19 protein-coding genes are annotated in these 19,047 nt (G+C 68.4%); 13 read left to right on the top strand and 6 right to left on the bottom strand.

The features are described from left to right. Positions 1 to 5 precede the first annotated feature (5 nt). From WDZ97_RS06390 to WDZ97_RS06380, 3 genes are all read left to right on the top strand, one after another. Positions 6 to 902 carry a pyridoxamine 5'-phosphate oxidase family protein gene (locus WDZ97_RS06390; RefSeq protein WP_425762177.1) on the top strand — a complete coding sequence of 299 codons (897 nt, stop codon included), beginning with the start codon at positions 6 to 8 and terminating at the stop codon, positions 900 to 902. A gap of 372 nt (positions 903 to 1,274) precedes the next feature. Beyond that, positions 1,275 to 1,973 (top strand): hypothetical protein, encoded by a 699-nt coding sequence (locus WDZ97_RS06385; protein WP_425762176.1) that lies wholly within the window; start codon positions 1,275 to 1,277, stop codon positions 1,971 to 1,973. Next, positions 1,954 to 2,640, top strand: a complete 687-nt coding sequence (locus WDZ97_RS06380; RefSeq protein ID WP_425762175.1) for a hypothetical protein — start codon at positions 1,954 to 1,956, stop codon at positions 2,638 to 2,640. The genes WDZ97_RS06385 and WDZ97_RS06380 overlap by 20 nt, the downstream gene beginning before the upstream one ends. Positions 2,641 to 2,836: 196 nt before the next feature. Here the strand turns inward: WDZ97_RS06380 and WDZ97_RS06375 are convergent, their stop codons facing one another. The 3 genes from WDZ97_RS06375 to WDZ97_RS06365 are packed head-to-tail and all read right to left on the bottom strand — an operon-like array spanning position 2,837 to position 6,928. Next, entirely contained in the window at positions 2,837 to 4,912 is a 2,076-nt protein-coding gene (locus WDZ97_RS06375) for an FUSC family membrane protein (protein WP_425762174.1), read from the bottom strand. A gap of 26 nt (positions 4,913 to 4,938) precedes the next feature. Beyond that, entirely contained in the window at positions 4,939 to 5,565 is a 627-nt protein-coding gene (locus WDZ97_RS06370) for a response regulator (RefSeq protein ID WP_425762173.1), read from the bottom strand. A gap of 13 nt (positions 5,566 to 5,578) precedes the next feature. Next, positions 5,579 to 6,928, bottom strand: coding sequence for a cache domain-containing protein (locus WDZ97_RS06365; protein ID WP_425762172.1), 1,350 nt, complete (start codon positions 6,926 to 6,928; stop codon positions 5,579 to 5,581). Between the two features lie 704 nt (positions 6,929 to 7,632). Here WDZ97_RS06365 and WDZ97_RS06360 point away from each other — a divergent pair. The 3 genes from WDZ97_RS06360 (at position 7,633) to WDZ97_RS06350 (ending at position 11,159) form a co-directional block, all read left to right on the top strand. Then, complete coding sequence (locus tag WDZ97_RS06360; RefSeq protein WP_425762171.1) at positions 7,633 to 9,699, top strand: carbon starvation CstA family protein; 2,067 nt, start codon at positions 7,633 to 7,635, stop codon at positions 9,697 to 9,699. Between the two features lie 132 nt (positions 9,700 to 9,831). Beyond that, the gene (locus tag WDZ97_RS06355) at positions 9,832 to 10,026 is read left to right on the top strand and encodes a YbdD/YjiX family protein (RefSeq protein ID WP_008059558.1); all 195 of its coding nucleotides are present in this window, start codon (positions 9,832 to 9,834) and stop codon (positions 10,024 to 10,026) included. 101 nt (positions 10,027 to 10,127) lie between these two features. Next, complete coding sequence (locus WDZ97_RS06350; RefSeq protein ID WP_425762170.1) at positions 10,128 to 11,159, top strand: CobW family GTP-binding protein; 1,032 nt, start codon at positions 10,128 to 10,130, stop codon at positions 11,157 to 11,159. Positions 11,160 to 11,195: 36 nt separating this feature from the next. On the opposite strand, the gene rnk is transcribed toward WDZ97_RS06350, so the two are convergent. Next, positions 11,196 to 11,621, bottom strand: coding sequence for a nucleoside diphosphate kinase regulator (gene rnk, locus WDZ97_RS06345; RefSeq protein WP_304001283.1), 426 nt, complete (start codon positions 11,619 to 11,621; stop codon positions 11,196 to 11,198). Between the two features lie 367 nt (positions 11,622 to 11,988). Next, positions 11,989 to 12,306, bottom strand: a complete 318-nt coding sequence (locus tag WDZ97_RS06340) for a cupin domain-containing protein (RefSeq protein WP_425762169.1) — start codon at positions 12,304 to 12,306, stop codon at positions 11,989 to 11,991. A 165-nt stretch (positions 12,307 to 12,471) separates the two neighbouring features. Between WDZ97_RS06340 and WDZ97_RS06335 the strand changes: the two genes are divergently transcribed. The 7 genes from WDZ97_RS06335 to WDZ97_RS06305 all read left to right on the top strand — a co-directional run bounded on the left by WDZ97_RS06335 (position 12,472) and on the right by WDZ97_RS06305 (position 17,543). After that, positions 12,472 to 13,455, top strand: a complete 984-nt coding sequence (locus tag WDZ97_RS06335; protein ID WP_425762168.1) for a sel1 repeat family protein — start codon at positions 12,472 to 12,474, stop codon at positions 13,453 to 13,455. A 28-nt stretch (positions 13,456 to 13,483) separates the two neighbouring features. Beyond that, a complete protein-coding gene (locus tag WDZ97_RS06330; RefSeq protein WP_425762167.1) occupies positions 13,484 to 14,017 on the top strand; it encodes a MotA/TolQ/ExbB proton channel family protein in 534 nt (177 codons plus the stop codon). Next, positions 14,014 to 14,325 carry a DUF2149 domain-containing protein gene (locus tag WDZ97_RS06325; RefSeq protein ID WP_304001143.1) on the top strand — a complete coding sequence of 104 codons (312 nt, stop codon included), beginning with the start codon at positions 14,014 to 14,016 and terminating at the stop codon, positions 14,323 to 14,325. Before WDZ97_RS06330 ends, WDZ97_RS06325 begins: the two co-directional genes overlap by 4 nt. 227 nt (positions 14,326 to 14,552) lie before the next feature. Next, positions 14,553 to 14,726 carry a DUF1328 family protein gene (locus WDZ97_RS06320; protein WP_304001144.1) on the top strand — a complete coding sequence of 58 codons (174 nt, stop codon included), beginning with the start codon at positions 14,553 to 14,555 and terminating at the stop codon, positions 14,724 to 14,726. Between the two features lie 32 nt (positions 14,727 to 14,758). After that, on the top strand, positions 14,759 to 15,322 hold the full coding sequence (locus tag WDZ97_RS06315; RefSeq protein ID WP_425762166.1) for a ferritin-like domain-containing protein: 564 nt from the start codon (positions 14,759 to 14,761) through the stop codon (positions 15,320 to 15,322). A gap of 72 nt (positions 15,323 to 15,394) precedes the next feature. Next, the gene (locus tag WDZ97_RS06310) at positions 15,395 to 15,592 is read left to right on the top strand and encodes a CsbD family protein (protein ID WP_019918505.1); all 198 of its coding nucleotides are present in this window, start codon (positions 15,395 to 15,397) and stop codon (positions 15,590 to 15,592) included. A gap of 220 nt (positions 15,593 to 15,812) precedes the next feature. Further along, complete coding sequence (locus tag WDZ97_RS06305) at positions 15,813 to 17,543, top strand: diguanylate cyclase (protein WP_425762165.1); 1,731 nt, start codon at positions 15,813 to 15,815, stop codon at positions 17,541 to 17,543. Positions 17,544 to 17,568: 25 nt separating this feature from the next. Here WDZ97_RS06305 and WDZ97_RS06300 read toward each other — a convergent pair whose 3' ends face one another. After that, positions 17,569 to 19,038: a diguanylate cyclase gene (locus WDZ97_RS06300; protein ID WP_425762164.1), complete on the bottom strand. Its 1,470-nt coding sequence runs from the start codon at positions 19,036 to 19,038 to the stop codon at positions 17,569 to 17,571. Positions 19,039 to 19,047 lie beyond the last annotated feature (9 nt).

Below are 19,047 nucleotides of genomic sequence, written 5' to 3'. Positions count from 1 at the left end.
TCGCCATGGAAACCGGACGCAATCCCTTCCACGATGGCGAGCGCGCGCTGCAGGCGCGTGCAGGCATGCAGCAGCGCATGGCCGAAATTGGCGCGCGCGTCATCCGCGACCACATGCCGGAGCAGCACCGCGACTTCTTCGCGCTGCTGCCCTTCCTGATCGCTGGCAGCGTCGACGCCGATGGCCAGCCCTGGGCGTCGGTGCTGCACGGGCCGCCGGGCTTCGTGCGGTCGCCCGATCCGCGCACCTTGCACGTCGATGCCCGGCCGCCGGCCGGCTGTCCGCTGGCCGCGCATCTGCGCGACGGCGCAGCGCTCGGACTGCTCGGCATCCAGCCGCACACGCGGCGGCGCAACCGGATGAACGGGCGCGTCGCTCGCGTGAGCGAGACCGGCTTCGACGTCGAGGTGGAGCAGAGCTTCGGCAACTGCCCGCAGTACATCCGCACGCGTGAAGCGTTCTACTTCGACGAGGGCGCGCCCGGCGCGCCACAGCCGCTCGTCGCTCTCGACGACGCAGCGCGCGCACTGATCGCGTCCGCCGACACGCTGTTCATCGCCAGCACGCATGCCGATGGTGTCGACGTGTCGCACCGCGGCGGTGAGCCGGGTTTCGTGTCGGTCGACAGCGATGCGGGTGACGTGCTGACGCTGCCCGATTACGCCGGCAACTTCTTCTTCAACACGCTGGGCAACCTGCTGCTCGAACCGCGCGCGGGATTGCTGTTCATCGATTTCGACAGCGGCGACCTGCTGCACATGAGCGCCCGTGCCGAGATCGTGTGGGACGGCGAGGAAGTGGCTGCCCATCCGGGCGCGCAGCGGCTGCTCCGTCTGACCGTAACCGGCGCACTGCGCGTGCCGCGCGGCCTGCCGCTGGAGTGGTCGGCCAGCGCCGATTAGGCGAATTCGACCAGCCATCAGGGCCGCGGTCCTGTGGGGGCTTCTGACATCGACGGCGGCCTGTGCCGACGCCTGCGGCATGCAACGGCCCCGTCGCGGCCAAGGCCGCTCCTTCAGGGGGCTGCGTCTGATCCGCGGTCGAGGGCGGGTTCTGTGGGAGGGGGCTTCTGACTCCGACAGCGGCGGAAGCCCGGCGCTGCGCGTGTTGAATGGCGGGCTCAACACGACGGGCGGGCGCTTCACATTTTTTTTCAAATCTTCATGCAAATGGATGAGGCCGTCCGGATTGAGCAGGTACGGCTGCTAGCATTCGCGCCGACTATTCAATCAGGGATCCGGCGATGACGTCGTCGTTCGATCCGAAAAGGGTCGATGACTCACACGTTCATCCGTTCCGCCTTCAGCTGTGTGCTGCTCTGTCTGCTCACAGCATGCGCGACACGCCAACCGCCGCCGATGCCGGCCTTTCCGATTCCGCTCAGCGTGGTGCGCAGTGAAACCGGTGTGCAGGACGGACCGGTCGGGGCGATGGCGACCCATGATCTCGGTCCCATCGAAATCAATCTTCGTGACGCGGCATTCGCTCCGCCACTCGCGCAGGCGCTGCAGGGCTATCTGCTCGATGCAGTCGGTGCGCACGCAATCTGCTCGAACATCGTGATGACCCGGGCCACGGTCAAGGTAAGGGTCATGACGGCGCCGAGCTCCGCGCCAGAGGCAACGGTTGCCGGCATGCGCGGCGTTCCGCCGGGCACCTCGCCAGCGGCAGGACTGGTGGGCGGTCTGATCGCCTCTGCGCTGATCGACAGCATCGAGAAGGGGCGCGAGAAGGCGCTTGTGCTGGCCAGCGTCGAGGGTCGTGTTGGCGACCTCGAGTTCGCCGGTTTCGAGTTCGTGCCCTACGACCAGGAAGCACGCGAGGCGAGTGTAGAAGCCGCCGTTCTCGCCGCATTCGAGAAGGCCGCTGCATCACTCAATCGGCGCCTTTCGAGTGCCGCCGTCTCGCCGGCGATGACCGATTCCATTTCTTCCACGACACACGACGCTACCCATGACCTTCCCGATCGTTAGCCGTACCGTTCTGGCCGTGCTCGCCACCGTGCTGCTCGCCGCCTGCGCAACACCGATGAAAATGCCGGTCGCCAAGGACACACCCGCCGTCGACGTGTCATCGAAGTCACTGCTGCTGATGACCTTGCGCATGTCTCACGACGCCAAGCCGAGCATCACGCCTTTTCCGCGGGTGGCTCACGTGGAAAAGCCCGGTGCGACGAAGCAGGAAGACCGGCTGAATTTCATGTTCGATGCCGACGCGACCTCCGTTGGTCCCGATGGCGAGGACTACCTCGTGCGCGTCGATCTGGAACCTGGGCAGTACTCGTTCCATGGATTCAGCGGCGGCGGTGGCATGGCGATCTTCCCCGGCTACTTCGCGCTGCCCATTCTTGCGGACATCGAGGTCGAACCCAATACGGTGGTCTATCTCGGGCGTATCGAGGCGCGCACGCGTGAGCGCGTCGGTAACGAGTTTCGCGCGGGCCCCGTTGCTCCGCTGCTCGATCAGGCGGTGACCGGCTGGAGTACGTCGACCTGGGAGGTCGAGGTGCGCGACGCCTATGAGTCCGATATTGCGCGCTTCCGGACACAGTTTCCGGCGCTGGCCGAAACTGAAGTCAGGAAGCAGGTGCTGCCCGCATTCGACCGCGAGAAAACGCAGAAATGGTGGGATGCTCAGTGACCCTGGTGCCGGCTGCAGGAGCCGGGATCGTCTGAACGCCGCAATCGCCTGGATCGATGCCGGTGGACCGCAGCGGCCGAGTCGCGGCCAAGGCCGCTCCCACGAGGGCGGCGCATGATCCGCGGCCGGAGCGACGATGGGGTTCTGTGGGAGGGGTCTTGACCCCGACCGCGGCGGAGGCGCGGCGCCGGTCGTGTCAGGTGACTGCTCCCAGCGTCCGGGCGGCGGTCACCACTGCCTGTGCATCGGTGCGCGCAGCGTCGAGCCGGCGCGATAGGGGGTCGGCTGGCGCTGTCGACGGCACACTCGTCACGTCACTTCCGAGCAGGGCACCCAGCTCTTGGCGCGCGGCGACGAGCCGCGCTTCGACATTCGATGCATCCGGCCGCGCGCTCAGTCGGCGCGCCGCGGCGATGTGCGCAAGCAGCAAATAGCCACGCGTGGTGAGCACGTTCAGCGTAGCCAGCGGCTGCTGCTGCGAAGCCGGTTCGTCGCGCATGCGTGCGACCGCGTCGGACAAGGTGCCGAGCGCTTCCTGCACGTGGCGGCGGGCGAGCCGGTAGTGCATGTCGCGGGTGTCCGGCGTCAGCGCCAGTTCGACGTATTCACGCAGCGCGCCGAGCAGGCGGGCGGCCAGTGCGGTGACGCTGTCGCGCTCCCAGCTTGGCAGCACGCGGCTGAACAGCCAGGCGATGGCGACACCGACGACGGTGTCGAAGAAGCGTTCGGAAATGTGGAAGCTGCCAGGGGCGATCAGGTGCAGCTGCAGCAGCGCCATCACGCAGGCGGCGGTGACGGTGACGCGGTAGCGCACGGTGATGAAGGCGTGCGCGATGCCGATGCACACGAACACGATGCCCAGCAGCACCGCCGGTGCCGACACCAGATGCAGTATCACGGCCACGAACAGGCAGCCGAGCGCATTGCCGATCATCCGGTCGGTCTGACGCTGGCGCGTCTGGCTGAAGCTGGCGCGCATGACCAGCGATACCGTCAGCAGTATCCAGTAGCCATGGCCGGCCCAGGGCAGCCACCGCGACAGCGCGAATGCGGCGGCCATCGCCAGCGTGAGCCGCAGCGCGTAGCGCAGTACCGGCGAATCAAGCCTGAACTCGTCGCGCAGCGCACGCGGCGTGAAGCTGGAGCGCGACAGGAAGCGGCTCATGTCCTCGTCGTCGACCTGCACCGGCTCGCGCAGCGCACGGTCGACGCGACGCAGACCGTCGATGGCGCCGAGCAGTTTGCGTCGCCCGGCTTCGAGTACCGCGATGGCGGCGCTGCGGTCCAGTGCCGGGTCGGCCGACAGCGCGGCGACCTCCTGCTCCAACGCCGGGCGGGTGTTGCGATAGGGCGTGTCGTCGAGCACCGGACGGCTGCCCGACAGGCCACCGTGGGCGAGACGCAGCACGTCGTCGGCTGCGGCGTGCGTCATCGCCGCCAGCAGGCGCATGACGCGGTGATCGCCGAAGGCGTCGCGCAGCGGTGCGTAGTCGCCCTGGCTGGCCAGCACCGCCTCGTGCGCGTCGATCAGCGCCAGCAGGCCGTTGGTCAGCGCCTGCTGTTCCGGTGAGCAGCGGTCGACGAACACGAAGTCGCGCGCGGTCTGCAGCCGCTCGGCGAACGCGGCCTGCCGGCGCACCAGTTCGGCATATACCGCATCGAGGTCGTTGGCCGGGTTGAACAGCGCCGCCTTGCCGCGTACATAGTCGGCAAAGGCGTACAGCGCGTCGACGACAGCGCGGCGGCGCATCGCGGTGTCGGTCAGACGCGCCATCAGCAGCGCGTAAAGCAGATAGCTCAGGCCACCGGCGAACTGCAGCGCCAGATGCGCCGCCTGTTCGCGCGGCGGCAGATCCGGCTGGGCCATCGTGAACGCCATCGTCATCATCATGCCGTAGCCCAGTGGCAGGCCGGGCTTGCCCCAGGCCGTGGCCATGCCCGAGGTGAAGGCGATCAGCAGGATTGCAGCGGCGAACACGGGCAGCGTGTCATGGGTGGCCAGCACCAGCAGCGCGACCACCGGCATCTGAATCAGGTTGGCGAGCAGCAGCGGCAGCTTGTTGCGGCGCGGAGCCGGAATGTCGGTCAGGCTCACTACCAATGCGCCCGCGGCCATGGCAATGGCCGTCCGCGTGTCGGCCACCGCCCAGGCGAGCAGGGCCACCAGTGCGACGCCGAGCGAGCAGCCGAAGCCGCTCAGTGCGTGATGGTTGCGCAGCTGGCGCGCCAGCAGCGGGTTGCGGGTGATGCGGTGGGCGAAGCGACGCAGCATGAGTCGGAGGGCAGAGTGGTCGGCGTTCAGCCGCGTTCGCGGCGGCGTTCCATCGCGAACTTCATCAGCGCGGCGCTGCTGTCCAGTTCGAACTTTCGCTTGATGTTGATACGGTGGCTTTCGATCGTGCGGACGGACAGATCGAGCCGGGTCGCGATTTCCTTGTTGCCAAGGCCGTCGGCGATCAGGTCCAGCACGTCGCGCTCGCGTGGCGTCAGCTCGGGCTCCGGCAGGCTGGCGCTGACCAGCGCGTCGGCGACGCGTGCGCTGAACCAGCGCTGGCCGGCACAGACCGCATCGATCGCGGCGATGATCTCGGCCGACGGGCTGTCCTTCAGCACATAGCCGCGCGCACCGGCGCGGAAAGCCTCGATCACGTACTGCGGCTCGTCGTGCATGGTGAGCATGATCACCTTCAGATCGGGCACGCGCTGATGCAGCCGTCGCGTCAGTTCGATGCCGTGGATGTCGCGCATCGAAATGTCCATCAGCACGCAATCCGGCGCGTGCATGCGCACCGCGTCGAGCGCTTCGGCCGCGTTGCCGGCTTCGGCGACGACGGCGAAGCGGTCCACGGTTTCCAGCCGCGCGCGCAGGCCGTCGCGCACCAGCGGGTGGTCGTCTACAAGCAGCAGGCGGAGCGGTGCGGTCATCGTGCGGATCGGTTCAGACAACGGGCAGGCGGGCGGACAGCAGCGTACCGGAGCCGCCGGAAGAAAGGTCGAAGCGGCCACCGAGCGCTTCGATACGCTCGCGCATGCTGCTCAGGCCGAGGCCGCGCTGTGGCGACGCCGATACCGCCTCGACGTCGAAGCCGCGGCCGTCGTCGCGAATGCTCAGCGCAATGGCGCCCGGCTCGCGGCCGAGCCGCAGTTCGACCCGGCTGGCACGCGCGTGACGCTCGATATTGTTCAGCGCCTCCTGCAACAGCCGGAACAGCGCGGTGCCGGCGTCACCGGGCGCGACGATGTCGGCGTCGGCCTGCATGTCGACGACGACGCCGCTGCGCTGCGCGAATTCGTCCACCACCTGCTTCATCGCCGGCACCAGCCCGAGCGTGTCCAGCATGGTCGGGCGCAGGCCGTGCGAGATGCGCCGCACGTCGCCAAGTACCTCCTCGACGCCGGCGACGCCGCGGGCGAGGGTGCGGCGGGCCGCGTCGAGCGCGTCGGCAGCCGGCTGTTCGAGCCGCGCCTGCGCCGATTCGAGCAGGAACTTCACCGACACCAGACTCTGGCTGACGCCGTCGTGCAGTTCGCCGGCGACCCGCGCCCGCTCGTTCTCCTGCGAGCGCACGACCTGGCGCGCCAGTTCGCGCATCTTCAGTTCGGCGTCGCGGCGGTCGGACACGTTCAGGGCCAGCCCGGCCAGAGCGACCAGCAAGGTCGCCACCACGGCGATGCCGGCGATCACACCCATGGTGTTGCGGATCGCGACGCGCGCCTGGCGGTCGATGCGCTCGCGCGCGGCGACGATGTCGTCGGTGTAGAGACCGGTGCCGACCATCCATCCCCACTGCGGCACGGTGGCGACATAGCCCAACTTGTTCTCGATGCGACCGGTGGAGGGGCGTCGCCAGATGAAGTCCACGAAGCCGCCGCCGTCGCGCGCGCGGGAAAGCAGGTTCTGTATGGTCGGCCGGCCCTGCGGGTCGCGCAGTTCCCACAGGTTCTGCCCGACCAGATCGGGCTGGCGCGGATGCATCAGCACCTGGCCCGACAGGTCATAGACGAAGAAGTAGCCGTCGTTGCCGAACTCCAGCTGACGCAGCACGCGCAGCGCCTCCTCGCGTGCCGCCGGTTCGTCGCGGGCCGTCAGGTGGGCGATGCTGGCCAGCGCCAGCGTCACGTAGTTCTGCAGTTCATGCCGGCGCGAATCCATCAGCGCCGGTTCGACGATGGCGTGCTCGGCATCGGTCAGCGCCTGCGACTGCAGCTTCACCACCGCCGCCACCGCCGCGATGGCGAGCAGCAGCGGCACGATGGCCAGCAGCACGAATTTGAGGCGAAGTTGCATGGGGCAGGGCGGATGGCGGAAGCGGAATGATAAGGCCTGCGCAGCGCCTGAAATGAGCGGTCCGCTGATTGCGTTGGTGCCGGAGAGGGGGCGACGGTATCTCCGATCACCGCCGCTGTCGGGGTCAGAAGACCCCTCCCACAGAACCCGGCTCCGGTCACAGGTCGGGTGCGATCGCTGTGGCAGCGGCCTTGGCCGCGACGCGGCTGCTGCGTTCCGCGGGCTTCGATCCAAGCCACTGTCGGGGTCAGAAGACCCCTCCCACAGAACCCGGGCTCCGGCCGCGGGTCGGGCGCGATCCCTGTGGGAGCGGCCTTGGCCGCGACGCGGCTGCTGCGTTCCGCGGGCTTCGATCCAAGCCACTGTCGGGGTCAGAAGACCCCTCCCACAGAACCCGGGCTCCGGCCGCGGGTCGGGCGCGATCCCTGTGGTAGCGGCCTTGGCCGCGACGCGGCCGCTGCAGTCCGAATGCCTCGATACGGGCCGCTGTCGGGGTCAAGACCCCTCCCTCAGATACCCCTGCTTCGACAACAGAACCACCCCCACAACGCACCCGCCCCAGGGTTTTCCCCTACGTGTTTGCACGGATCTCGCCTGCGTAGTGCCCCCGATGCGGCAGGTCTTGTATGAAAACCATACTCCGGGCAGGCCGCAAAGAGGCGGTCGGCAGGCCGGGTTCACCGGTCGCACCCGAGAGGAGACACATGAACAACCTTCTTCCCAAACTGGGCTGGGCGGCACTCTCGCTGCTTGGCGCCGCGTCGCTCGGCGTGGTCGCACTGTCGCGCGGTGAAACGATCAGCGCGTTGTGGATCGTGCTGGCTGCGATTTCGGTCTATTTCATCGCCTACCGCTTCTACGCCCGCTTCATCGCCTACCGCGTGCTCGAAGTCGACGGCAAGCGCATCACCCCGGCCTGGGCCAAGAACGACGGCCTCGACTACGTGCCGACCAACCGCAACATCCTGTTCGGCCACCACTTCGCCGCCATCGCTGGCGCCGGACCGCTGGTCGGGCCGGTGCTCGCGGCGCAGATGGGCTATCTGCCGGGCATGCTGTGGATTCTCGCCGGCGTCGTGTTCGCCGGCGCGGTGCAGGACTTCATCGTGCTGTTCATCTCGACCCGCCGCGACGGCCGCTCGCTGGGCGACCTGATCAAGTCGGAACTGGGCGAGGTGCCGGGCGTGATCGCGCTGTTCGGCGCCTTCATGATCATGGTCATCATTCTCGCGGTGCTGGCGCTCATCGTCGTCAAGGCGCTGGCGCACTCACCGTGGGGCACTTTCACGGTGGCGGCGACCATCCCGATCGCCATCCTGATGGGCGTGTACATGCGCTACATCCGCCCGGGCAGGATCGGCGAGATTTCGATTGTCGGCTTCCTGCTGCTGATGGCGGCCATCGTGGTCGGTGGCTGGGTCGCGGCCGATCCGATATGGGGTCCGATGTTCACCTTCGACGGCACCGAACTGACCTGGATGCTGATTGGCTACGGCTTCGTCGCATCGGTGTTGCCGGTGTGGCTGCTGCTGGCGCCGCGCGACTACCTGTCGACCTTCCTGAAGATCGGCACCATCGTCGGTCTGGCGCTGGGCATCTTCATCGTCGCACCGCAACTGCAGATGCCGGCGGTCACCAAGTTCATCGACGGCAGCGGCCCGGTGTGGTCGGGCAACCTGTTCCCCTTCCTTTTCATCACCATCGCCTGCGGTGCCGTTTCGGGCTTCCACGCGCTGATCTCGTCGGGCACCACGCCCAAGCTGCTGGACCGCGAAACCGACGCACCGCTGATCGGTTACGGCGGCATGCTGATGGAGTCCTTCGTCGCCATCATGGCGCTTGTCGCTGCCTCGGTCATCGATCCGGGCGTCTATTTCGCGATGAACAGCCCGGCGGCGCTGATCGGCAAGACCGCGCAGGAAGCGGCCACCGTGATTTCGCAGTGGGGCTTCGTGGTGACGCCGGAGGTGCTGACGCAGACTGCGGCCGACGTCGGCGAATCGACCATCATTTCGCGCGCCGGCGGCGCGCCGACGCTGGCCGTCGGCATGGCGCACATCCTGCATCAGGTGATAGGCGGGCAGGGCATGATGGCCTTCTGGTACCACTTCGCCATCCTGTTCGAAGCGCTGTTCATCCTGACCGCAGTCGACGCAGGCACGCGCGCCGGCCGCTTCATGCTGCAGGACCTGATGGGCACCTTCGTGCCGGCCTTCAAGCGCACCGAGGCACTGGTGCCGAACCTGGTCGCCACCGGCCTGTGCGTCGCCGCCTGGGGCTACTTCCTGTACCAGGGCGTGGTCGATCCGCTGGGTGGCATCAACACGCTGTGGCCGCTGTTCGGTGTCGCCAACCAGATGCTGGCCGCCGTGGCACTGGTGCTGGCCACCGTGGTGCTGGTGAAGATGAAGAAGCAGCGCTACATGTGGGTGACGGTGATGCCCACCGTGTGGCTGCTCGCCTGCACGCTGACCGCCGGCTGGCAGAAGGTGTTCAGCGACAACCCGAAGATCGGTTTCCTTGCTCACGCCGCCAAATTCAGCGCCGCCGCCGAGAACGGCGAAGTGCTGGCGCCGGCCAAGAGCATCGAACAGATGCAGCAGGTCATCTTCAACGACTACGTCGATGCCGCGCTCGCGTCGATGTTCGTGCTGGTCGTGCTGTCGATCACCTTCTTTGGCATCCGCAAGGTGCTGCAGGCGCTGCGCCACGAGCACCCGACGGTGCGCGAGACGCATCACGGCGTACATGGCGAGACCGCCAAGGCCTGAGGTCCTTCGTGATGCGTATGAACATGTCCTCCGGTCGATGGTCTGCCCCACAAGGGCGGGTCGTCGTGTCTGCCGCGCGCCTGCTCATCCTGCGGGCGCGCGGCGGGCAGGGCATGCACTGAGGGCGCCGCCATGTTCAAGGACCTCGCACGCATGGGCGAATACCTCGGGCAAGCTGCCCGACTCATGGTCGGCCTGCCGGACTACGATACCTATGTCCAGCACATGCGCATGAAGCACCCGGACCAGGCGCCCATGACGTATGAGGAATTTTTCCGTGAACGCCAGGAGGCGCGCTTCGGCGGTGCCTCCGGCAAATGTTGCTAGGCCGGCGTCGATGACGACGGCTTTCACCGATGTACCACCCTCCTCCTATTGGCCGGGGTCGGCGCAAGCCTTCCCCGGCATCTTTTTTGGAGAGAGTCTCGATGACCCCTCATGAATCCATCCCGGTCACCCTGCTGACCGGTTTCCTCGGCGCCGGCAAGACGACGCTGCTCAACCGTCTGCTGGCCGCCAATCACGGCCAGCGCATCGCCGTGGTCGAGAACGAGTTCGGCGCCGCCGGCATCGACGGCGCGCTGCTCGACCGTGCCGCGGTGTCGGTGGTCGAACTGTCCAATGGCTGCATCTGCTGCACCGTGCAGGGCGAACTGGGAGACGCGCTGGCCGGCCTGCTGGCCCGGCGTGACGCGGGCGACCTGGCTTTCGACCGGCTCATCGTCGAAACCACCGGTCTGGCCGACCCGGCGCCGGTGGTGCAGACCTTTTTCAACGACGCGCGGCTGCGCGAGCGCTACCGGCTGGACGGCGTCGTCACCGTGGTCGACGCGGTGCATTTCGACGGCCAGTTCCGGCGCGAGCGGGTCGCCGCCTCGCAGGTCGCCTTCGCCGACCGGCTGCTCATTTCGCACGCCGATCTGGTGACGCCGGAGGCGCTGTACGAACTCTGTACGCGGCTGCAGCGCGTCAATGCGCGCGCACCGCTCATCGTCGCCGGCAGCGCCGACGAGAGCTGGCGCGATCTGTTCTCGATCACGGGCTTTTCGCTGGACGAACGCGGTCTGCCGGTGCGTGGCTGGCACCCGGTGTCGCCGCGCGCGATTTCCGGCATCGCCGGCATGGCGCGCAAGTCGTGGGACGACGCGGTCGGCTCGCTGCTGCTCGAATGCGAGGCGCCGCTCGATCTGGAGCGCGTGTCGGCCTTCGTCGATACGCTGATCAACGAGCACTCGGTCGATCTGCTGCGCTACAAGGGCATCCTGTCGATCGAGGGCGAGAACCGCCGTCTCATCTTCCAGGGTGTGCACCGCATTGCCGGTTTCGACTACGGCCGGCCGTGGGAGGCGGGGGAGGCGCGCATGAGCCGCGTCGTGCTGATTGGCCGCCATCTGCCGGCAGAAGCACTGCGCGCTCGCTTTCTCGCCACGGTCGCCGCACCGGCGGCCGAAGCGGCCTGACGCGCGAGGCGCCCGCCGTGCGGGCGCCTGCGCTGCTCATCGCGCGAAATCGCCGGCCCGTTCGGGCTGGTACACCACCTTGTCTATGCGCACGCGCAGCGTGCCGCCACTCGGTCCCGGCCAGTCGATCTCGTCGCCTTCGCTGAGCCCGAGCAGCGCGCTGCCGACCGGTGCCAGCACCGACACCGTGCCGTTGCCGTCGCCCACTTCACGCGGAAACACCAGCGTCAGGCTCTGTGTTTCGTTCGCCGGTGCGATGCTGAAGCGCACGGTCGAGTGCATGGTCACCACGTCCGGCGGCACTTCGCGCGAAGGCACGATGTCGGCGCGCAGCAGTTCGGCGGCCAGCGCATCGCGTCCGGGCATGTTGCGCGCCGGCAGGGTAGACAGCAGCGCGTCGAGGCGGTCGGCGTCCAGTTCGGTCAGCGTGATATTGGGCTTGATGTTCGGCTTCTTGGTCATGTATTCGGTCCTCATGCGGGGCTCGTCGCAAGGACGAGCAGCCGCGTGACGCATCATTGCGCAGCGCGGCGGAAATTCGGGAAAGTGGCCGGAAGTGGCCGGTGTCGGGCACGCGCGCCCGTCAGGCGGCGACGGTCTGGTGCAGGTTCAGGTGCAGACGGTCGCCGGGTCAGTCTCGCAGGCGCTCACCTCGTGCAGTCGGTGCGCGAGTGCTGCGCACGACAGACGAGTGCCGGCGCGCAGCAGGGCTGCGGTCGGATTCGGCTGAACAGAGGTGCGCAATACGTTCACGGGAGCGGGCGAGGGGTGGGATCGTGCGAAGGGACGGACCGTAGCATCGAAGTGCGCCGGCGGCAAGCCGCGCTCATCACTCGACCAGCGGCGTCGGCTTCTGCGACGACACGAAGATGACGGCGTCGCTCAGCGCCACGACGTCGTGTTCCTCACCGGCTTCGGTGTGGAGATAGTCGCCGGCCTCCAGATCGACGCCGCCGATGGCGACGCGACCGGCGATCACCACCACCTCCTCGCCACCCTGATGCGTGTGCCGCGGAAAGCGGCTGCCGGCCGCCAGCCGCACGAATGAAGCCCGACCGCCGTGCTCGGTGTTGCGGAACAGGCTGCGTTCGATGCCCGGAAAATCGGTGGCTGCCCAGCTGCGGGTGGCGGCCTTGTTGACGAGCATGGCGGATCTCCGCGGAAGACAAGCCGCAAGTGTGCCGCGTTTCGTTGCCGTTGGTGACCGCGGTGCCGGCCGTGGACTTTGCCCGTCATTCCGGATTGATATTGCGCACGACCCCGAGCGTCGCGAAGCCTAGATTCTGTCCCGGTCCGTTCCGGGAGTTTCTGTATGAGTGCATCACCCAGGCAGCGCGGATGCAGCCGCCTGCTGCCCGTCGTCGTCGCGTTCTTCGCGCAGCTTGCCGCACCACCGCTGAGTGCCGACGAGGGCAATCGTTTCTGCGGTGGCGCGATGCAGCCGGCGTCGCCGGACGATCTCGACAACGCGGTCGGCGAACTGTCGCTGCAGTATGTGGCGTCGCAGCCGGCCGGGCCGGTCAGCTGCGCGGCCGGCTACCTGCTGTCGAAATGCGGCGACCACGAAACGGCGAACAGGGTGTTCGACAAGTGCATCGCCGCCGGCTACACCGGCGCACTGATCTGGAAGGCGCTGATGTACGAGAACGGGCACGGTGTGCCGCAGGATCCGGTCAAGGCCACCGAAATGCTGCTGCGCGCGGCGAACAGCGGCGACCCGTATTACGGGCCGCTGGGCAAGATGCACTACGCCACCGCGCTCTATCAGGGGCGGGGCGTCGAGCGCAACGTCGAAGAGGCGATGCGCTGGTTCCGCGAGGCGGCGGCCGAGGGCGACGAATCGGCGCAGGAGTTCCTGCGCACCGGCCACCACACCGCTGTGCGCGACGGCAGCGGGCAGGGCGTGGGTGAGGCGCCGGAACCGGCCATGACGGCCGAGGCAAGCGCCGACCTCGCGGCGGCCGACTTCCAGCTGGCGGTCGCCCGCACCGACGAGATGCCGTCGCCACCGGTGCGTGCGCGACGCATGGGTGGCGCCGACACCGCCGCGCCTGCACCGGCCGTGACGCCGCTGCCCGCGCCGGTCTCTGCCCCCGAAATCGCGCAGCCCGCCGGCCGCCGGCTGGTCGAGGTCACGGCACAGCCGCCGGCAACGCCCGGGCCGGACGGCGCATGGCTGCTGCCCCTGCTGGCAGCCTTCGCCGCAGGCGCGCTTGCCCGCCTGCGGCAACGCCCGGCGCCCGCGCGGGCGCCGGAACCGCAACACCGCGCGCTGCCGCTGCGCCGCGCCGCCTGAATTCCTTCCGCATATATATAGAGCAGACATGACGCCCTCCATTGAAAGCGCGCTGTACGGCGTAAGCCAGTTCTTCCTGACCCCGGTGCTGGTCGCCATCGCCGCGCTGTTCCTGTATGCCTTCTTCGCGCTCGGCGCCTTCGTCGTGCAGGCGCTGCAGCGGCGTGCCGGCCAGGCGGCCGGATTCGAACTGAGCCAGGTGGTGCGCGCCGACCCGCGCATCGGCAGCGGCGAACTCGAAGTGATCGCAGCGCAGCGGCTGGAATGCGTGCGCATCGCCACCCGCGTAGCGCCACTGCTCGGTCTGGTCGCCACGATGATTCCAATGGGCCCGGCGCTGGCCGCGCTCGGCGACGGTGATCTGGCGGCGGTGTCTGGCGGGTTGGGTGTGGCGTTTTCGGCAGTCATCCTGGCGCTGATCGCCTCGGCCATTACCTACGCCGTGGCTCAGGTGCGTCGTCGCTGGTACGCCGCCGATCTGCTGCGCATCGAGCGCGAGCGCGCCGGCGACACGGTGGCCGAGCACCGTGTGCCGACGCTGCAGGCGGAGGCGGCACGATGAGAACGCGACTGCTCGACGACACCGAGGACGACGACCCCATCCTGTCGGTGGTCAATCTGATCGACGTGTTCCTGGTCATCATCGCCGCGCTGCTGATCGCCGTGGCGCGCCACCCGCTGAACCCCTTCGCCGCCGGCGACCTGACGGTGATCCGCAACGCCGGCCAGCCGGACATGGAAATCGTCGTGAAGAAGGGCGACCAGCTCAGCCGCTTCCGCGGCGAGGGCGAGGCGGGGGCAGGCCGCGGCGTCAAGGCCGGCACCGCCTACCGGATGGAGGACGGCTCGCTCGTCTACGTGCCGGAGTAGGGCGTCCGCAGCCGCCCACACCGCTCACACCGCTCACACCGCTCACACCGCTCACACCGCTCAACTGCCCGCGTCGGACCACACCGACACGACACGGGGATGCGCCTACAGGGCGCTGCCCGATCACCTATACGCTTCAAGGCGCCGTACGCCCATGATTCGGTCATGCAGCGGCGGCGCCACAGCCTCCGCTCCGGTACCGACTTTCCTCACGCAAGGAGATCGTCATGCTGAAGTGGGCACTCATTTTCGCGATCGTATCCATCGTCGCCGGTCTGTTCGGCTTCACCGGCATCGCTGCCGGCGCCGCCGGTATCGCGAAGATTCTGTTCTTCGTGTTCGTCGCCATTTTCGTCGTACTGCTCGTGCTCGGTCTGCTGGGCCTCAAGGCACTCGACTGAGCCCGGCACGTTGAAACGCCAAGGAGAATCTCATGAACATCGCAAGCCTTCCGCTATCCGATCAGGCGCCCATGACGCGGCCGCTCGAGCTTGACCACGCGGCATTGCAGCGCGTCCACCAGCAGATGCAGGATGGCGCCGTCACGCCGGCCATGAGCCCCTGGGCGGCCGACATCGTGCGGCTGCTCAACGGGGCGCTGGCCACCGAACTGGTCTGTGTGTTGCGCTACAAGCGCCACCACTTCACCGCGACCGGACTCAATGCGCCGGCAGTGGCCGCCGAATTCATGGTGCACGCGAACGAAGAGGCGGGGCACGCCGACCGTCTTGCCGCGCGCATCGTGCAACTCGGTGGCGAGCCCGATTTCAGTCCCGAGGGTCTGCTTGACCGCAGCCATGCCGCCTATGACGCGGCGCTCGACCTGAAGTCCATGCTGCGCGCCAACCTTCTCGCCGAGCGGGTGGCGGTCGAAGCCTACCGCCAGATGATCGCGCTCGTTGCCGACAAGGACCCGACCACCCGGCGTCTGCTCGAAGACATCCTCGTTGATGAGGAAGAGCACGCCGACGAACTGGCCGGTCTGCTCGAACGCTGACCGGTCTACCGATCCGCCGGCGCGCACGCCGCGCCGACCGGAACCTTCCGTCCATCCATGAAAGGAATCGCCATGAATACCGATCGTATCGAGGGAAACTGGAAGCAGATCAAGGGCAAGGTGCAGGAACAGTGGGGCAAGCTCACCGACGATGACTTCGACGTCATCGCCGGCCGCCGCGAACAGCTCGCCGGCAAGATCCAGGAGCGCTACGGCATCGCCAAGGACGAGGCCGAACGGCAGGTTCGCGAGTGGGAAAAGCGCCTCTGACCGAGTTGGCCGGCGTTGCTTCGGCGACGCCGGCCGGGTCCGGTCGCGTGCCCGGTGTTTGATCCAGGTCGTTGCAGGCGCATCCGGCCGGGCTACACTGGGCGCCCTTCCGGGCACCCTCCGCAGTGCCCGGAACCCGATCCTCCTTTTCCGACAAGCACAAGAAGAACCGACCTGATATCCGCGCCGTGCAGTCCTTGCACGGCGTTCTCCGTCCCGAATGCGCCTCCACCGACTTTTCTGGCTGGTCAGCCTCCTGCTCGCCTGCGCCGTTCTCGGCCTGTCGCTGCGCATCGTCGTGGTCGAATGGTCTCGGGCGGCGCAGGCGCGCAGTGGCCTGGAGGCGATGGAGCATCTGCGCCATCTGCTGCTGGCCGCCGAGATGGCGTCGCGCGAGCGCGGGCCGGCCAACGGCGTGCTCGGCGACGACCTGCCCGGTGACCCGGCGAAGCGCGAGCGTCTGCTTCAGGCGCGGGCGCGCACCGACGCCGCCTTCGCCGTGCTGGAACGCACCGTGGGTACGCCGGCGGCGCCGCGCAACGAGGTGCGCGCACTGCTTGCGCGCGCCGCGCTGCAGCTCGCCCACGCGCGCGAAGCGATAGACCGCACCGCCGCCCTGCCGCGAGCGCGTCGCAGTCCGGCCGACATCAGCGAGGCGATCGGCAAGATGTTCGCCGTGATCGACGACCTGTCGCCGGCGCTGATGCGGCTGACCAACGAAGCGGTGGCGGCCTACCCGCGCGCTGCCGATGCGCTGATCGGCGCCCGCATCGCCGCCGACCTGCGCGAATACGCCGGTCAGCTCGGTTCGCAGTTCACGGTGGCGCTGACCTCGCGGCAGCCGCTGCGCGACGCCGAACATGTCGAAATCGAACGACTGCGCGGCCGGGTCGAGCAATTGCGCAAGCTGCTGGTGCAGCGCACCGAAGCGGCACCCGACCGCGTGCCGGTACAGACCGCCACCGCGACGATGCAGCTGCGCTACTTCGAATCCGCCATCCCCTTCGTCGAGGCGCTGACCGCACACGGTCTGGACGACGCGCAGTACGGCATGGACGCCGCCGGCTTCGCCGCGCGCTACGTGCCGGACATGGATTCCGTCGTCACGCTGCGCGACGTGCTGATGGACGAAGCGCTCGATCAGGCGCGCAGCGGCCACGCCGAGGCACGCACTGCGCTGATCTGGATCGGCGCTGGCGGACTGCTCACGCTGGGCCTGCTCGGGCTCACGCTGTGGGTGGTGCATCACCGGGTGGTGCGCCCGCTCGAAGAAACCGCCGATCTGCTCGTGGCGATCGCCCAGGGCAATCTGCAGCGCACGGTGCCCAGCCCGCGCTACCGCGACGAAGTGGCCGACGTGCTGCAGGCGATCAGCGTGCTGCGCGCCAACAGCATCGCGCGCGTCGCGCTGGAAGATGAGCGCCAGCGTCTGGTCGAGCAGCTGCGCGACCAGTCAAACACCGACTTCCTGACCGGGCTGCCGAACCGGCGAGGCTTCTTCACGCTGGCCGAGCGCCACATTCCGAACCAGCAGCGCCACGGCTACCCGGTGGCGGTCGCGCTGTTCGACATCGACCACTTCAAGCAGGTGAACGACGGCTACGGCCACGTCGTGGGCGACGCGGTGCTGGTCGAGGTGGCACGGCTGTGCGGCGAGCAGAGCCGGCGCGGCGACGTGGCGGCGCGCTACGGCGGTGAGGAATTCGTCGTGCTGATGCCGCACACCGACGTCGCCAGCGCCATCCAGCACGCCGAGCGCCTGCGCAGCGCGATCGAGGCGCTGCGCATTCCGCTCGATGACGGCGGCGAACTGCGCATTACCGCCAGTTTTGGTGTCGCCGCCTGCCGGCCGGACGACGATTCGCTCGACGCCGCCATCGCCGCCGCCGACGAGTGCCTGTACCGGGCCAAGCGGCAGGGGCGCAATCGCGTGGTGTGCGCCGCTGCCTGAGCGTTGCCGCGCGCGCGGTGCCGTGTCAGCCGCGGCGCACCGCGCGCAATACCTCGACGTCTTCGCTGGCCACCCGCACCACGCGGTTGCGGCCGGCGCGCTTGGCTTCGTACAGCGCCTGATCGGCCAGCCGCACCAGCTGGTCCGGCGTGTCGTCGTCGGTCGGCACCATGACGGCCACGCCGATGCTGGCCGTCAGCACGCCGAAGGGCGAGCGCACGTGCGGCTGGCCGCGCGCCTGCAGCGCGGCGCAGACGGCGTGCGCGGTGGCGAGCGCGCCGTCGGCATCGACACCGGGAATGATGAAGGCGAATTCCTCGCCGCCGTAGCGCGCCACCAGATCACTGGCGCGGCGTACGTGCGCGTTGATCACCTCGGCCACCAGGCGCAGGCAGTCGTCGCCGGCCAGGTGGCCGTAGTGGTCGTTGTAGGGCTTGAACAGGTCGACGTCGAGCAGGCACAGCGCGAGTGGCTCGCCGCTGCGGCGCGCGCGTGCCCACTCGGCGTCCATCGTTTCGTCGAAGCGGCGGCGGTTGGCGATGCCGGTCAGGCTGTCGGTGGCGCTCAGCTCGGCCAGACGGCGGTTCGACGCTTCGAGCTCGACCGTGCGCTCGCGCACCTTGTCCTCAAGCTCGTGCGCCAGCGCGCGCTGTTCGCGCAGCAGGATGGACAGGCCCATGCCGATGATGCTCAGCGTCAGGATGTACTCCTGAGCGCGCAGTATGGTGTCGTGCGGCGACGCCGCGCCGAAGGGCTGGTGTCCGGTGGTGACCGACCATGCGGCGCCGAGCGCGATCAGTGCCACCGTCAGCGCCGTGCAGCGCGTGCCGCAGCGCACCGCCACCCACAGCAGCGGCAGCAGCAGCAGGTGCGGCGTCAGCGCGACGTGGAAAGCGGCGCCGGCATTGACCGGCTGGGTGAACAGCAGGGCGGCGAAGGCCAGCGTCAGCGCCACCATCGCGATACCTGCCGGGCCCCCGCGCGCGCCCTCCGGGTCGGGGCGCAGGAAGGCCAGCAGCAAAGGCGTGTAGATCAGGAGGCCGAGCGCGTCGCCGAACCACCACAGCAGGGTCAGCGTCGAGTAGGGCGCGCTGACCCGGTCCAGCGTCAGCAGCACGACACCGGCCAGCAGCGAGGCGCCGAGCGATCCGAGCAGCGGCCCGGCCAGCAGGAAGCGGCCGAAATCGTGGATGCGCTCCAGTCCCGGTGAAACACCGAGCCGGCGCATCAGCAGATAGGTGAAGGCCACCTCGGACAGATTGCACAGGCTGACCAGCGTCGCCTGCAAAGGCGGGAAGGCGGGGATGTTCGCGTAGATGTCGGAAGCCAGCACCAGCGCCGCCATCCAGCCACCGCGCGCGCCCTGCCAGTGCAGCAGCGCGGCCAGCAGCACGGCGTTCGGCAGCCACACCACGACCTCGTTCTCCGGCGACATCGCGAGCGACATCGTCAGCTTCACGCTGGCGAAGTGCAGCAAGGGCAGCAGCAGGAACACGCGCCAGTC

Origin of the sequence: Methyloversatilis sp. MC4-4 (genome assembly GCF_049843555.1) — a bacterium.
Classification (GTDB): domain Bacteria; phylum Pseudomonadota; class Gammaproteobacteria; order Burkholderiales; family Rhodocyclaceae; genus Methyloversatilis; species Methyloversatilis discipulorum_B.
Note: the sequence above shows the minus strand (reverse complement) of the source record. Positions and strands in the feature narration are given on the sequence as shown.

Bases quoted from the DNA above. Each gene is read 5' to 3' on its own strand.
- WDZ97_RS06375 (WP_425762174.1), bottom strand. From the start codon at position 4,912: ATGCTGCGTCGCTTCGCCCACCGCATCACCCGCAACCCGCTGCTGGCG.
- WDZ97_RS06325 (WP_304001143.1), top strand. From the start codon at position 14,014: ATGAGAACGCGACTGCTCGACGACACCGAGGACGACGACCCCATCCTG.
- WDZ97_RS06335 (WP_425762168.1), top strand. From the start codon at position 12,472: ATGAGTGCATCACCCAGGCAGCGCGGATGCAGCCGCCTGCTGCCCGTC.
- WDZ97_RS06355 (WP_008059558.1), top strand. From the start codon at position 9,832: ATGTTCAAGGACCTCGCACGCATGGGCGAATACCTCGGGCAAGCTGCC.
- WDZ97_RS06370 (WP_425762173.1), bottom strand. From the start codon at position 5,565: ATGACCGCACCGCTCCGCCTGCTGCTTGTAGACGACCACCCGCTGGTG.
- WDZ97_RS06385 (WP_425762176.1), top strand. From the start codon at position 1,275: ATGACTCACACGTTCATCCGTTCCGCCTTCAGCTGTGTGCTGCTCTGT.
- WDZ97_RS06340 (WP_425762169.1), bottom strand. From the start codon at position 12,306: ATGCTCGTCAACAAGGCCGCCACCCGCAGCTGGGCAGCCACCGATTTT.
- rnk (WP_304001283.1), bottom strand. From the start codon at position 11,621: ATGACCAAGAAGCCGAACATCAAGCCCAATATCACGCTGACCGAACTG.
- WDZ97_RS06315 (WP_425762166.1), top strand. From the start codon at position 14,759: ATGAACATCGCAAGCCTTCCGCTATCCGATCAGGCGCCCATGACGCGG.
- WDZ97_RS06365 (WP_425762172.1), bottom strand. From the start codon at position 6,928: ATGCAACTTCGCCTCAAATTCGTGCTGCTGGCCATCGTGCCGCTGCTG.
- WDZ97_RS06390 (WP_425762177.1), top strand. From the start codon at position 6: ATGGAAACCGGACGCAATCCCTTCCACGATGGCGAGCGCGCGCTGCAG.
- WDZ97_RS06310 (WP_019918505.1), top strand. From the start codon at position 15,395: ATGAATACCGATCGTATCGAGGGAAACTGGAAGCAGATCAAGGGCAAG.
- WDZ97_RS06305 (WP_425762165.1), top strand. From the start codon at position 15,813: ATGCGCCTCCACCGACTTTTCTGGCTGGTCAGCCTCCTGCTCGCCTGC.
- WDZ97_RS06330 (WP_425762167.1), top strand. From the start codon at position 13,484: ATGACGCCCTCCATTGAAAGCGCGCTGTACGGCGTAAGCCAGTTCTTC.
- WDZ97_RS06360 (WP_425762171.1), top strand. From the start codon at position 7,633: ATGAACAACCTTCTTCCCAAACTGGGCTGGGCGGCACTCTCGCTGCTT.
- WDZ97_RS06350 (WP_425762170.1), top strand. From the start codon at position 10,128: ATGACCCCTCATGAATCCATCCCGGTCACCCTGCTGACCGGTTTCCTC.
- WDZ97_RS06320 (WP_304001144.1), top strand. From the start codon at position 14,553: ATGCTGAAGTGGGCACTCATTTTCGCGATCGTATCCATCGTCGCCGGT.
- WDZ97_RS06380 (WP_425762175.1), top strand. From the start codon at position 1,954: ATGACCTTCCCGATCGTTAGCCGTACCGTTCTGGCCGTGCTCGCCACC.